Source organism: Vampirovibrio chlorellavorus (assembly GCF_003149375.1).
In the GTDB taxonomy this organism is placed as follows: domain Bacteria; phylum Cyanobacteriota; class Vampirovibrionia; order Vampirovibrionales; family Vampirovibrionaceae; genus Vampirovibrio; species Vampirovibrio chlorellavorus_B.
This window is the reverse complement of sequence record NZ_QFWH01000009.1, coordinates 33,071-47,105: the sequence shown is the minus strand read 5'-3', so window position 1 is coordinate 47,105 and position 14,035 is coordinate 33,071. Positions and strand designations below refer to the sequence as shown.

The window sequence follows — 14,035 nt, the reverse complement described above, 5'->3', positions numbered from 1 at the left end:
ATACAACCCTTTTTCTAACAGTATAATTGCCAAACATTGACCTCTTCAGTTTAATGAACAAATAATAAAGCCCTGCGATTCGGGCTTTTCTCTCACTGTTTGTAGCCGCTTTATTCCAGATAGTGGCCTTGTAAATCACCGCTCACAATTGGGGGGAGTGGACATCTTGCCTTGGCTATTGAAAGGCCTCAACGCAATCAGGGAGAATGGGGGGATACCGCTGAATATGAAACCAAAGAAGCTGCTTGGGCTGGAATACTGGGTGAAGCACTGGTATCGTCATGGTTTGTGGTTTGACCATTATTCCCAGCTTTTGCAAAAAACTGCGGCACTGTCACCCCAAGGTCTTCAGGTTTTTCAGAACCAGCGCCTGCAACAGTTGGTGCGAGAAGCGTATCGGGATATTCCCTACTATCGGGATTTATTTTCGAACTTGAAACTAAAGCCTGAGGCCATTCAGTCCGCCGCCGATTTGAAAAAGTTGCCTTACCTGACCAAAGCCCTGGTGGTGGCTAATTTTGATAAGCTGGTTTCCCGGAAGCGACGGAATTTTTTGTGTAAAGTAGCCAAGACCAGCGGAACTACCGGCAGTCCCGCACAGTTTGTTCGCAGCTTCGAGGCCATTAACTTTGAAAACGCCGCTGCTTGGCGGCAGTGGCGATTGAAAGACAAGCCCGGCACCCGTCGGATTACGCTTCGGGGTGAGGTGGTAGTACCCATGCGCCAGTCAGAGCCTCCCTTTTGGCGATTCAACCCGACCAACCAAGAGTTGCTGATGTGTGGCTTTCACTTGAACGATCAAACAGCGGAAGCCTATCTGCGGCAAATACTGGATTTTCAGCCTCAAATTCTGTCGGCCTATCCCTCAAATGCCTACGCCCTGGCCCGATACTTTCAACGTCACAAGATCAGCTATCAGCTTAAGGCGGTATTCACTTCATCAGAAGTCTTGTCTCCCCAGGTCAGGCAGTTTATCGAGGAAACCTTTCAAACACGCGTTTATGATTGGTATGGGCAAGCAGAGCGTGTGGCAGCCATTGCCCATTGCGCAAAAGGCACCTATCACATTCAGGAAGATTATTCCTTGGTAGAGTTAATGCCCAAGGGACCAAACTTTGAAATTGCCGGTACCCATCTCTTTAATGCGGTCATGCCGTTAATTCGTTACAGAACCGGTGATGTGGCCAAGGTCAATCCTGAGCAAACTTGTGATTGTGGGAGTCATTTCCGCACGGTGGAATCCATTGACGGACGGGACTGTGACTTTATCGTGACACCGGAGGGCTACCACATTTCAGCGGCCAACCATATTTTCCACGGTGTGGCCCATGTCTTGGAAGGCCAGCTTTATCAAGAGGATATGACCTGCTTGATTATTAAAGTTGTGGCGGGTTCCGGTTTTACGGAAGAAGACCGTAACAGGCTGATCAGAAACGCCCGGGAAAATACCTCGGAGAAAATGCGCATCCTGGTAGAGGAGGTGGATCACATTCCACGATCCTCGAATGGAAAATTCCAAAGCATTGTTAATCGCTTATCCGACCTGAACGCTGACGAAGTGGGCACGGAAAGCATAGCCCTGGCCTTGGGCTGAGCGTTATGCGCAGACAACGCCGCTTTCAACGGCTGTACGCATAAAGCGCTCAAAAATGTAGTTGGCGTCATGCGGGCCCGGGCTGGCTTCCGGGTGAAACTGCACGCTCATGACCGGGGCGTTTCGATGCTGAAAGCCCTCAATAGTCTGATCGTTCAGGTTGATATGCGTGACCATCAGCCTGTCCTCGGGGAACTCGTCAAACTCCACGCAGTAGCCGTGGTTCTGGCTGGTGATAAAGACTTTGTCCAACAGCATGTCCTTGACCGGGTGATTGCCCCCGTGATGCCCAAAACGCATTTTGGAAACCTTGGCCCCGCAGGCCAGCCCTAAAATCTGATGCCCCAAACAAATCCCGAAGGTGGGAATCCCGGCGTCCACCAGTTGGCGGGCCATGGCCACCGCCTCGTACAGCACCGCCGGATCGCCCGGCCCGTTGGAAAGCAGCACCCCTTGAGGTTGCAGCGCCCGGATCTGCTCAAAGTCACAGTGGGCGGGCAGCACCACAATTTCTTCCACGTATTGCTGTAAATAATGCAAAATGCTGGCCTTAATGCCGTAATCCACCACCACCAGTTTTTGCACCCGGATGCTGGAAACCGGGTTTTCCGTGCGGATAGTGTAGGGCTCAAGGGTGGTCACCTGGCTGATCATATCCAGTTCTTCAAAACCGGGTTGGGCTTGCACCCGTTGGATAAACTCGGCATCGGAAATGGCTTCAGTAGTAATGCCTGCTTTCAGGGTGCCTTTCTCCCGAATTTTGCGGGTGATAGCACGGGTGTCTACGCCTTCAATGCCCACCACCTTGTTTTTGACCAAAAACTCTTGCAGGGAAAATTCCGAACGCCAGGAACTGGTAAAGGGGCTGAGGCGGCTGACAACCAAGCCCACCGCGTTGATGTGGGCGGATTCAAAATCATGGGAACTGATGCCGTAATTGCCGATTTCCGGGTAGGTCATCAGTACCATTTGGCCCCGGTAGCTGGGATCGGTCAAAATTTCCTGATAGCCAGTGGAAGAGGTGTTGAAGACCAGCTCGCCCAAGGTCGTTCCAGTGACCCCGATGGATTGCCCGTGATAAACGCTGCCGTCCTCAAGAACGAGGCGGGCGGAAATCTTCAAGTCAGTGGGCATGGGCGGCAATCTCCATCGGTTCTTTGGGGCGATTGAATCTTTACATTGGCTTGTGTGGCATTATGGCAGGAAGATACAATCATGAACAAGCTTCTGTTAGCCACCACTCCTTTGTTATTCCCGACAGTTGGTGTATCAGTTGTTCCTGCATATTCTTCCCAGGGCATTGTCATTCCCGCGCAGGCGGGAATCCAGAAATAGCCTGTTTTGGAGCAAAAAGGGTCATTAACAGGTTGCCCTTCAACAGTATTGCCCTGGATTCCCACCTGCGCGGGAATGACGGTAAAGCGCTTGGGAGTGGCTGCACTGCAAGCTGAATGAAACGGTTGAGACTCCTTTACTGTCATTTTTGTGGAGAGCCTTCCCCCATGCCTCAAAGAACCGATCTCAAGAAAATCCTGATCATCGGGGCCGGCCCCATTATTATCGGGCAAGCCTGCGAGTTTGATTACTCCGGCTCTCAGGCCTGTCGAGCCCTCAAGCAGGCAGGCTATGAAGTGGTGCTGGTCAACTCCAACCCGGCCACCATCATGACCGATCCAGAGATGGCCGATCAGACCTATGTGGAGCCCATTACCCCGGAGATGGTAGCGGCCATTATTGAAACAGAACGCCCCTGCGCCCTGCTGCCCACCATGGGCGGACAAACGGCTTTGAACACGGCCTACGCCCTTTACAATAACGGCACATTGGAACAATACGGCGTGGCGCTGATTGGGGCCAATTTCAAGGCCATTCACACTGCTGAAGATCGAGAGGCCTTCAAACAACTGGTAGAAGGCATTGGGCTGGAAGTGCTGACCTCGCACACCGTTCATTCGGTGGAAGAGGCCATGACCAAGGGGCAGGAATTGGGCTTTCCGCTGATCATTCGCACCGGCTTTACCCTGGGCGGTTCCGGTGGGGCGGTGGTTTACGATGAATCCGGTTTGCGCAGGGCGGCGGAAAAGGGCATTCAGGAATCGCCCGTCCAGCAATTGCTGCTGGAAGAAAGCGCTTTGGGCTGGAAAGAGTACGAATTTGAACTGATGCGGGACAGCCGGGACAACGTGGTCATTGTGTGCAGCGTGGAAAACGTGGATCCCATGGGGGTGCATACCGGGGACAGCATCACCGTGGCCCCGGCCCAAACCCTGTCTGACAAGGAATACCACACCCTGCGTAATGCTTCCATTGATATTATTCGGGCGGTGGGAGTCGATGCCGGAGGCTGCAACATCCAGTTTGCCGTGCATCCCCAAACCGGCCGGGTGGTGGTCATTGAAATGAACCCCCGGGTTTCCCGCAGTTCCGCCTTGGTCAGTAAAGCAACCGGCATTCCCATTGCCAAAATTTCGGCCAAGTTGGCGGTGGGCCTGACCCTGGATGAAATCACCAACGATATTACCCAGACCACCCCGGCCAGTTTTGAACCGGCCCTGGATTACGTGGTCACCAAAATTCCCCGCTTCTCCTTTGAGAAATTCCCCGGCTCGCTAACGGATCTTTCCCCGCAAATGAAGTCGGTGGGAGAAGTGATGGCCATCGGGCGCACCTTTCAGGAGTCCGTGCAAAAAGCGCTGCGCAGTCTGGAAATTGGTCTGGACGGGTTTACCTTCAAGCCGCAGGCGGATGACCCTGAGGTCGGCGATACCGAGGCCCTGAAAACCTTGTTGAAGCGGCCTGAAGAACGGCGTATCCGCTGGATTTATCACGCCTTGCATCAGCAAATGCCAGTAACCGAGCTTGCCAGTATTACGGGCTGGGATCCCTGGTTTCTGGAAAACCTGCGAGAAATTGTGAATACCGAGCGGGCTATTCTGGCTTACCATCAGGACAATCCCCAAGGGGCGCTGCCGGATGCGTTGCTGGAGCAGGCGGCCCGCCAGGGCTTTTCCGCCAGCCAGATTGAGCGCTTACTCCCCACCGTCTCCCAAGCCGTGGCCCAGCAGTTAGACCGCTTGCGCACCCAGGCGGTGTTTAACGCCGTGGATACCTGCGCCGGAGAGTTTGAAGCCTTTACCCCGTATTACTATTCCACTACCCATAGTGCCGAAAACGAAGCCCAGTCAGGAGATTCCCAAAAGCAGCGGGTGGTCATCATTGGGGGCGGTCCCAACCGTATCGGGCAGGGCATTGAGTTTGATTACTGCTGTGTGCATTCGGCCATGGCGTTGCAGGGCTTGGGCTACGAGGCCATTATGGTCAACTCCAACCCGGAGACGGTTTCCACCGATTATGACATCAGCGATCGCCTGTATTTTGAACCCTTGACCGCCGATACGGTGCTGAACATTCTCAATCAGGAAAAACCCCTGGGCATTATTGCCCAATTGGGCGGACAAACCCCGCTCAAACTGGCTAAACCGCTGGAGGACGCCGGTTACAGCCTGCTGGGCACCAGCGTGGACAGCATCGATTTGGCCGAAGATCGCCAGCGCTTTGGGGACTTGCTGGCCCGGTTGAACTTGCGCTCGCCGGAATCGGGGACGGCTCGCTCAGTAGATGAGGCGCTGGCCATCAGCCGACGCATTGGGTATCCGCTGATTGCTCGCCCCAGCTACATTTTGGGCGGGCGGGCCATGCAAATTTTCTACAGCGAAGCCCGCTTGATTCAGTACCTGAACGAAGTGGTTCACGTGGAGCCGGATTACCCGGTACTAGTGGAGCGCTTTCTGGAAGACGCCATGGAAGTGGATGTGGATGCCGTGTCCGATGGACAGGATACTTTGGTGGCCGCCATTTTGCAGCACATCGAGCAAGCGGGCGTTCACAGCGGCGACAGCGCTTGCGTGTGGCCCGCCCAAACCATTTCCGCCGAGATGCTGGAAGAAATTGAGCAAACCACCCATCGGCTGGCGGTGGCTTTAAACATTCGGGGGTTACTGAACATTCAATTCGCCCTGAAAGACGGCAAACTCTACGTGCTGGAGGTCAATCCCCGGGCCAGCCGGACGGTGCCCTTTGTGTGCAAGGCCACCGGCATTCCGCTGGTACAAATGGCCACCCGACTGATGCTGGGAGAATCCTTGACCTCAGTCAAGCAACTGATGCCAGTCAGTCAGCCCCAGCATGTGGCGGTAAAAGTGCCGGTGTTCCCCTTCAACAAGTTCAAAGGCAGCGATCCCAAGCTGGGACCAGAAATGAAAAGCACCGGCGAGGTCATGGGCATCGATAGCAGCTTTGCGTTGGCCTTTGCCAAGGCCCATTTGGCGGCCAATAACAAGTTACCGCTCAGTGGCAGCGTGTTTATCAGCGTGAATGATTCGGATAAAGCCAAAACCTTGCCCGTGGCGGAACATTTGCACCGTCTGGGCTTTACCCTGACCGCCACCGCAGGCACGGCCAGCTTTTTCCAGCAGGTCGGTTTGCCGGTACAGACGCTGCGCAAAAAGCACGAGGGCTCCCCCAACGTGGAAGAGCTGATCAAGCAAGGGGCCATCAGCCTGATTATCAACACCCCGGTAGGCGAAGAGGCCCGTCTGGATGACTCTTACATCCGCAAGGCCGCCCTGGAATTTCAGGTGCCTCTGGTGACCACCATTGGCGGGGCCAAAGCGCTGGCGGAAGGCATTGAGTCTCGGCAGAAAGGGCCTTTTTCCGTGCGCAGCTTACAGGATTACTTGCGCCAGCCGGACCCGGCGATTTTGTAAACGCCCGCTATTCCAAGGCCTACGGCTCCTGCCGCAATTGAATAAATTCTTGTAGAGCAAGCATTTGTCGCTGAAGAATATCCCTCAGGATGGGCAGGTCCTGACGGTTTTGTTTCCGCACCTTGATTTCCGCCTCCACGATGCGGAGTTGCTGGCGTAACTTGTCGCTGGAGGCTTCCGATGCGCTTGCATCCTGACGCAAGTCATTTTCAAGCTGTGTGCGCAACTCGGCCAAATTGGCCTCGACTTGCTTTAGAATCTTCTCAAGCGTCTTCTCCAGCTTCCCGGGTTCCTGGGGGAATTGGTTGCACAATCTCTGGAGTTTGGTCAGCTTTTCCTGCAAGGCTTCCAGGGGCCGCTCGCTGTAGGGAACAAAGGCGGCTTTGGCTTTGGCCTCTGGGGGCGTTTCTGCAACCGGTTCTGTCGGTGGTTCTGCCTGTGGTTCTGAAGCTGGTGCGGGATCTGTCTGTGTTTGTGTTTGGGTTTGGGCTGGGGTTGATACTGGCGCCGGAGACGGGGCCGGTGCGGCTGGCTTGGGGCTTGCTTTGGGCTTGGCCTTCAGAAATTGATTGATTTTGCCCAGCATTCGGTTAAACCACTGACCCACTTTGGTTCGGGAGAAACGTTCGTACAGGCTTTTAATGCCGTTGAGTACCCACACGAAGGGATTGGCGCTGATGGGGGCTTTGGCCTCCCCAAATCGAAGCGACGGGGAGGGCGTGGTCCGGGGTGGCCGCAGCGCACGCTGTTGAACCGTGGTCTGGGGCATCGGTGTGGATGGAAAAGCAGGCGGCAACGGGTGGAGCATTCAGGCAATCTCTACGGTTTGAAATGGGCCGAGACGTCATCAGTCGGTTAACCCATACAATGCCGGTGAAGGGAATCAATTGCCCCCGGCCCATTGGAAAACGCCCCGATTCACTCTATACTGGTGTGTGCAAGCATCTTTGTGGACAGGATAACCCATTGGCCATGGTGATTCATCCGGTGGTCTCGTTTCTGGTTTACTGCGCTGGCGAGGGGCGATACCTGCAACAGGCGGTGACCTCCATACTCCAGCAGCAGTTCATCGATCATGAAATTCTGTTGCTGGATGATGGCACCTCGGCGGCGTTGAGCGCTGAGGCGGCGGCCTTGGCCCTGCTGGATGGTCGGGTGCGGCATATCCCGGTGGAGAGCGCACGGAGCCGCTGGGAGGCCCTGAATCAGGGGATTGAGCAGGCCCAGGGGGATTTGCTGTGGTTCTTTTCTGCCTCGGACGCGCTGGCCTCCCCGCAGGCGTTGCAGGATTATGTGACCGAATTTTTGCTGACCCCGCGTTTGGGGCTGGTGTTTTGCCGGGCCCAGTGCGTGGATGCCAATGGCGTGCCTTATGAAAAATACGTACCGCACAAGAAAAACAGCATGCTGCCCTATCGGCCCACCCTGTACCCATCGGGCAGTCTGTTCACCCCCCTGCTGCGAGAAAACCTGATGCCCGAGTCGGGCGTCTTGCTGAGAAAGCAATGCCTGGAGCGTACCGGCTTGCTGAATCCGGCTTTGCATCGGGCGGCCTGCTGGCACATCTGGACACTGGTTTCCCTGGACTGGATTCTCTATTTTGACCCCAACCCCAGGGTGTACCAGCGCTTACCCATGTCGCAAGTGGGTGTGCCCACCGCCGGGGCCATTGATGGGGAAACCCGGTTGCTTCACTACCAGGCGCTGGAAAATTTTCTGGCGCAGCGGCACTACCCGACCCCGTTTATTCGTCGGACCCGATTGGCCCAACTGCAGTTGAAGCAAAAGCTGGGGCTTCCCCTCAGCATGCCTGAAAAGCTGTTTCGCTGGTTGCGTTTTTTGGCCTTGCGATAACCCCTTGCCAGTGTGGTGTTAGGCCGTTGCAAGAATAAAATTGACTCTCGCCCCTTTCATTGGTAGGCTAATAAGGGTCTTCGGTTTCTAGAGAAACGAAGCTGGTTGGTGAGGCTGGTCGTTTTTATGTTTACGAGAGGGAAAAGTCCTGCCCACAGTTTCCGGTCTGGAAGTTGACGGTCAATAACACGAGTAGAGCGCAGTTTGGGTGAAAGCATCCACTATGAACAATATTTACGTGCTGATTAAGCAGGTCCCGGATCAGTCGGCCAAGGCTGGTATCAACCCGGATGGCACCATCGATCGGGCCAAGGCCAAGCGGATGTTGAATCCGTTTGATCGTTACGCCCTGCAAGCCGCCTTGCATACCAAGGCCTTGTATGGGGGCCGGGTGACGGCCATTTCCATGGGGCCGCCGCTGGCCGCTGAAATTTTGCTTGAGGCCATTGAACACGGGGCGGATCAGGGCTATTTATTGTCCGACCGTCGATTGGCCGCTTCCGATACGCTGGCTACCGCCTACGCCTTGCACAAGGTGATTCAGCATTTGGGGGTGCCGGATTTGATGTTTTGCGGCCTGCAAACCACCGATGGTGATACTGCCCAGGTAGGTCCACAAATCGCTGAGCGTCTGGATTTACCGCAGGTCAGCTATTGCGAGGACTTCAGGATTGAGGACGACAAGGTGGTGGCTCGCCGGGTCATTGAAGGGGGCTATCAGTGGGTCAAAATGGCCATGCCCGCCCTCATTACCGTCGCCAACTCTTCCCACCCGCTGGAGTACAAAACCATTCGTGGGGCTCGCCGGGTGCAGCAATTGCTGCGGGATGAAGCGGCTAAAAACGAAGTGATCAAGACGGTCACTCTGGATGATGTAGGCGCTGATCCGGTGCTGTGCGGCCTGAAGGGGTCGCCCACCATTGTGGCCAAAACCGACAAGGTGGCCGAAATCGGGGGCAGTTGCAAGGTTCGCCAGGGAGAGCCCATTGAGCAGATGGTGCGTGATGTGTTGCAGACTACCAATCTCAAGGAATTTGCCAAGCTATGAGTGCAGAAGAACCGAAACAGGAAGCACAGGAATCCGGGGCCTGGGGAGGCGGCGAGGCTGCGCCAAAGCCCGATGCGGAGCCCTTGCGGGAGATTATCACCCCCTCTAACAAAGAAGTGATTGTGATTGCCGAGCAAGTCGAGGGACAGATTCAGCCGGTCACCCTGGAACTCTTGGGGGCGGGCCGGGACTTGGCCGATAAGCTGGGCGGGCAGCTCTCTTGTGTTTTGTTGGGACACCAACTGGAGCAGGCCGCGCAAACGCTCATTCAATACGGTGCTGAGATTGTGTATCTGGCCGATAGCCCCGAATTGAAAGCCTATCGCACCCTGCCGTACAAGCGGGTGATTACCGACTTGTTGAAAACCTTTGATCCCCCGCCGCATATTTTGCTGCTGGGTTCCACCACCACCGGTCGGGATTTGGCCCCCCGGATTGCGGCCTTCTTCAAGACCGGTTTGACCGCCGATTGCACCGAGCTGGATATTGGGCCTTACGAGCATACCAACAAGGCCGATCCAGACAAGCTGGGGCTGTACCCCGGTTGTCTGTACGCCATCCGTCCCAGCTTCGGGGAGAGCCTGAAGGCCCGGATTCTGGGCCCGTGGAACAACCCGCAAATGGCCACTACCCGGCCGGGGGTGATGCTTCCCTTGAAGCCCGATCCCAATCGTCAGGGCGAAATTCGGCACACTCCCGTCAATCTGCTGCCGGAAGATTACCGGCTGGAAGTGCTGGAGATTGTGCGAGAAGTGCAGTCCGGCGTGAGCATTGCCGATGCCGATGTGGTTGTTGCCGGCGGCTATGGTCTGGGTGGGGCTGAAGGCTTCAATGTGTTGCGGGAGCTGGCGAGCTGTTTTGAAAACTCGGCGGTGGGCGCTTCCCGCAAGGTGGTGGACGCTGGCTGGATTCCCTACTCCAATCAGGTGGGGCAAACCGGCAAGACCGTGCGCCCGAAAATCTACATCGCCTGCGGCATTTCCGGGGCCATTCAACACCGGGTGGGTATGAACAAATCCGGCCTGATCATCGCCATCAACAAGGACCCGGATGCCCCTATTTTCCAGGTGGCCCATCATGGCATTGTGGGCGATGTGTTTCAGGTGGTGCCTGAGCTGATTCGGCAGTTGAAAGCGGCCCAACCCGTGGCAGGCGCCAGCAGTTCCGAGAAATCGCTGGTGTAGCTGAAGCTGCCTGGAAGCAGAGCTGCACTGAATCAACTGAATCAACTGAATCAATGGACTTGTTTTAATGAGTAATGGGAGGCAAGGCCTCTGTGGCTGAACGAATCGAGTACGATATTTTACTGATTGGGGGGAGTCCTTCCAACCTGGCTTTGGCCCATCATCTGGTGGATCTGGCCAAGCAAAGCGGCGTGTCTTTTTCCATGGCCATTCTGGAAAAGGGCAAGGAGTTTGGCGCCCACATCCTCAGTGGGGCAGTATCCAAGCCGCACGTGATTGAAAAGCTATTTCCCGATTACAAGGACAACGGTTTCCCCTACGAGGCCGTTTGCAACCAGAGTTATTTTTCGGTGCTGGCCAACAAGAGCAAGTGGGATGTCCCGGCGGCCCTGTTGCCTGCGGGCTTGAAGAAAGAGGGCTATCTGGTTTTAACCCTCAGCCACGTGGTGTACTGGATGGCCAACAAGCTGAAAGAGAAACTGGCCGAGGCTCCCAGTGTGACGGTGGACTTTTTCCCCGGCTTTTCCGCCCACGAGGTGGTGTATGACGGGGATACAGTGGTGGGCGTGCAGGTGGTGGAAAAGGCCACCGGCAATGCCGAGGAAGACAATATTTACGGGAAGGTCACCTGCTTTGGCGACAAGGGCTTTGTTTCCCGCAACCTGATTGAACGCTTCAAACTGCGGGACAATCCCCAGATTTGGTCCGTGGGCGTGAAGGAAGTGTGGGAACTGCCGGAAGGCTCTGACTATACGGGCAAGGTCTGGCACACCATGGGCTTCCCTCTGGTAGATGGCAGCTTTGGGGGCGGCTTTATTTACGGTATGAAGGACCGCAAGTTGACCATTGGGATGGTCATTTCGCTGGATTCTCCTAACCCCAACATCAACCCGCAGCAGCGCCTTCAGGATTTGAAAAAGCACCCTTGGGTGCAATCCCTGATTCAGGGCGGTAAAATGCTGAAGTACGGCGCTGCCCTGTTGCCGGAAGGGGGCTATTACAGCCTCCCCAAAAAATTCTCCGTGGATGGGGCCTTGCTGCTGGGCGACGCACTGGGCGTGCTGGATATCAGCCAGCTTTCCGGGGTGGACAAGGCCATGGAATGTGGTTGGCAAGCCGCGGAAGTCTTGCATGAGGCCATCCAGAAGAGCGACTTCAGCGAGCAGAAACTATCCAGCTACAAAGAGCGGGTTATGAACTCCTTTGTGGGTCAAAACCTGTATGAGGGTCGTTACTTCCGGCAGGCCTGGCAGGAAAACCCCCGCTTGCTCAATAACTATCTGCCCAAGGTCATGGAAGGGGTGGATGCGGGGAGCGCTCACTGGGGGCTGATTTCGGTCGGGTTGACCCACAACCCGGTCACTGCGGTGAGTGACGCTTTGCGCCTGAAAAAGCTGATGGACGGCAAGGCCGATATCGGGCCGGTGCGTTATATTGAAGATTACAAGCACATTGTGCCCAACTTCAAGACCAGCCGTGCAATTGAGGTCAACGGTTTTGATAAGGACACCGTCTACTCTCGGGCGGATGCCGTTTTTTACGCCGGAACCAAGTACCACGAAGAGAATCGGCACATCGACGAGTTCAACGCCGATGTGTGCGTGAAGTGTATTTCCACCTACGATACTTTGGGTAAGGAAACGCCCTGCGTGTCCGATTGTACGGCGGAAGTGCATCGGATCGATGACCGGGGTGGCCTGAGGCACCACGGCATGTCGCTGGAGAATTGCGTGCAGTGCCGCACCTGTGAGATTGTTTGCCCGGAGGTGAACCTGAAGGTGCGCCCCACGGAAGAAGGCTCCGGCCCGGACTTTATGGGGCTGTAGCGCTGTTTTTCTCTCCATTTCAAAAAGCTCAAAAAGCCAGACGGGAAACGGTCTGGCTTTTTTGAAATGTTTTCAAGTGGGCCCGACCATCCTCTTCAGGACGCCCCTGAATCCCCTTAGAAGCTTTTGTATCCAGCAGGGGTAGGCTTTCTGCTCTTTGTTCAGGAATATCTCCTTGCCCAGACAGGGGTCTTCGCTGAGTTGGTCAATCAGGGCATTTTCCAGTTCATCCATCAGGATGAGCAGCGCGTTTTTCTGGTACTGGATATGCTGCTGCTGCGTGGGGTGCGCGGTTTGCTCCACAACCTGAAGGTACTTGTATTGGGCTTTTCGGCTGCGGAACCCCAGAGCCAGCCGAAGCTCCTGACCTCTCAACCGACCCAGCGGGCCAGCCTGACTGAGGACGTAGCAGTATTGTCGTAACTGCTGCTGAGCGTCCACAGGGTCCACATCCACCGGGAAACTGCACACCAGTTCAATCAAATCCGGGATAATGCCCTGCTGGATCTGGTCCATGAAGGCGCCCAATGTGTGCGTGGGCGCAAACCAGCCACACCCGGCGGACACCCCGGCGGTGGATGCCTGAGACGGGTTTAATGGGCTGTTCAGGCTATCGTGACTGTAAATGCCACGTAGGGCAACGTCCGGCTGCAGGCTCAGGCTGAACGCGGTTGTTTCTCTTTCGCGGTGGTAGGTGGAGGACCCATACAGGGTACTCAGAATTTGGGAGGCAATCCGGGGCACCAGAAAGTTCTTTTTGCGCGGCGTCGGTTGGGACATAAATGGCAACATCCAAAGCTCAAGGGGGCATTAAGAAAATAAAAACAAATATTTGAGCTTTATTGCTTTACAAAGCCCCCACGAATGCTGACTTGAAATAACGGGTTAGCGGCCAGCGCCGCCGCCGCCGCCAGCGTCTCCGCCCCCGCCGAAACCGCCCCCAAAACCACCGCCGCCATCTCCCCAGCCACCGCCAAAGCCGCCCCCATACCCACCACCATAAAATCCGCCGCCACCTCTGTTTTTTCGGTTGAAAAACATCAGCAAAATGAAGATGACAAGAATGATCACGAACCATAAGCCGTCTTCATCGGGGGCGGGTTGGCTGTAATGCTCAGTCAGTTTTTGATCTCCGGCCAGGATTTTGGCCACGGCCAGGGTGGCCTGAGTGATACCGCCGGAAAAGTTGCCTTCATTGAAGGCTGGCAAGGCCACTTCATCCAGAATGCGGCCAATGACCGCATCCGGTAGCTTCTCTTCCAGATTATAGCCGGTGGCAATAAAAATCCGGTTCCCTGATAAACTTTGAGTGACCCGATAGGCATTCACCAGCACCAACAGACCGTCTTTTTTCTTGTAGTGCTGGATATCCCATTGATTCAGAATGCGCGGGGCCAATTCGGAAAGCTCCAAATCCGTATCCGGCAGAATGACCACCGAGATCTGGGCGATTCCGGCTTCATCCAGGGTTTGCAGCTGCTCTTGCAAGGTACTGCGATCGGCGGGCTTGAGCAAATGGGCGTAATCGTTGATGTAGATATTCAGCCCGGTGGGCTTGGGCGGCACCTGATTGATGGGAGTGGGGCGTTGATCCTCAGGCTGCGCCTGCTGCGGCGAATTCTGCACCTGGGCGCGTGCGTCGCTCGGCAACCCCTTGAGTAGAAGACAACCGACGAGGGCCAGCAGCATCAGCAAGCGCAGGGCACGGGACGCGTGTTTCCGGGATAGGTGCGGCAGGCGATGTTTCAAGGTCTTTGTTTCCT

At 55.6% G+C, this 14,035-nt stretch carries 11 protein-coding genes; 6 read left to right on the top strand and 5 right to left on the bottom strand.

Going from position 1 to position 14,035, the window contains the following annotated elements:
• The first annotated feature begins 226 nt into the window (after positions 1 to 226).
• Positions 227 to 1,594 carry a phenylacetate--CoA ligase family protein gene (locus DF283_RS11565; RefSeq protein WP_303675031.1) on the top strand — a complete coding sequence of 456 codons (1,368 nt, stop codon included), beginning with the start codon at positions 227 to 229 and terminating at the stop codon, positions 1,592 to 1,594.
• Between the two features lie 3 nt (positions 1,595 to 1,597).
• Here the strand turns inward: DF283_RS11565 and carA are convergent, their stop codons facing one another.
• Positions 1,598 to 2,728, bottom strand: coding sequence for a glutamine-hydrolyzing carbamoyl-phosphate synthase small subunit (gene carA / locus DF283_RS11560; protein WP_303675030.1), 1,131 nt, complete (start codon positions 2,726 to 2,728; stop codon positions 1,598 to 1,600).
• Positions 2,713 to 3,075 carry a hypothetical protein gene (locus tag DF283_RS11555; protein ID WP_303675029.1) on the bottom strand — a complete coding sequence of 121 codons (363 nt, stop codon included), beginning with the start codon at positions 3,073 to 3,075 and terminating at the stop codon, positions 2,713 to 2,715. The genes carA and DF283_RS11555 overlap by 16 nt, the downstream gene beginning before the upstream one ends.
• A gap of 21 nt (positions 3,076 to 3,096) precedes the next feature.
• Here DF283_RS11555 and carB point away from each other — a divergent pair, with 21 nt between their 5' ends.
• A complete protein-coding gene (carB, locus tag DF283_RS11550) occupies positions 3,097 to 6,360 on the top strand; it encodes a carbamoyl-phosphate synthase large subunit (RefSeq protein WP_303675028.1) in 3,264 nt (1,087 codons plus the stop codon).
• Positions 6,361 to 6,379: 19 nt separating this feature from the next.
• Here the strand turns inward: carB and DF283_RS11545 are convergent, their stop codons facing one another.
• Positions 6,380 to 7,168, bottom strand: coding sequence for a hypothetical protein (locus DF283_RS11545; protein WP_303675027.1), 789 nt, complete (start codon positions 7,166 to 7,168; stop codon positions 6,380 to 6,382).
• 164 nt (positions 7,169 to 7,332) lie between these two features.
• On the opposite strand from DF283_RS11545, the gene DF283_RS11540 reads away from it, so the two are divergent.
• The 4 genes from DF283_RS11540 to DF283_RS11525 all read left to right on the top strand — a co-directional run bounded on the left by DF283_RS11540 (position 7,333) and on the right by DF283_RS11525 (position 12,272).
• On the top strand, positions 7,333 to 8,214 hold the full coding sequence (locus tag DF283_RS11540) for a glycosyltransferase family A protein (RefSeq protein WP_303675026.1): 882 nt from the start codon (positions 7,333 to 7,335) through the stop codon (positions 8,212 to 8,214).
• Positions 8,215 to 8,422: 208 nt separating this feature from the next.
• Positions 8,423 to 9,262 carry an electron transfer flavoprotein subunit beta/FixA family protein gene (locus tag DF283_RS11535; RefSeq protein WP_303675025.1) on the top strand — a complete coding sequence of 280 codons (840 nt, stop codon included), beginning with the start codon at positions 8,423 to 8,425 and terminating at the stop codon, positions 9,260 to 9,262.
• Positions 9,259 to 10,446, top strand: a complete 1,188-nt coding sequence (locus tag DF283_RS11530; protein WP_303675024.1) for an electron transfer flavoprotein subunit alpha/FixB family protein — start codon at positions 9,259 to 9,261, stop codon at positions 10,444 to 10,446. Before DF283_RS11535 ends, DF283_RS11530 begins: the two co-directional genes overlap by 4 nt.
• A 92-nt stretch (positions 10,447 to 10,538) precedes the next feature.
• Positions 10,539 to 12,272, top strand: a complete 1,734-nt coding sequence (locus tag DF283_RS11525; protein ID WP_303675023.1) for an electron-transfer flavoprotein:ubiquinone oxidoreductase — start codon at positions 10,539 to 10,541, stop codon at positions 12,270 to 12,272.
• 72 nt (positions 12,273 to 12,344) lie between these two features.
• Here the strand turns inward: DF283_RS11525 and DF283_RS11520 are convergent, their stop codons facing one another.
• Together DF283_RS11520 and DF283_RS11515 are read right to left on the bottom strand one after the other, a co-directional pair.
• Positions 12,345 to 13,052, bottom strand: a complete 708-nt coding sequence (locus DF283_RS11520; RefSeq protein WP_303675022.1) for a hypothetical protein — start codon at positions 13,050 to 13,052, stop codon at positions 12,345 to 12,347.
• A gap of 105 nt (positions 13,053 to 13,157) precedes the next feature.
• Positions 13,158 to 14,021 (bottom strand): TPM domain-containing protein, encoded by an 864-nt coding sequence (locus DF283_RS11515; protein ID WP_303675021.1) that lies wholly within the window; start codon positions 14,019 to 14,021, stop codon positions 13,158 to 13,160.
• Between the last annotated feature and the right edge of the window lie 14 nt (positions 14,022 to 14,035).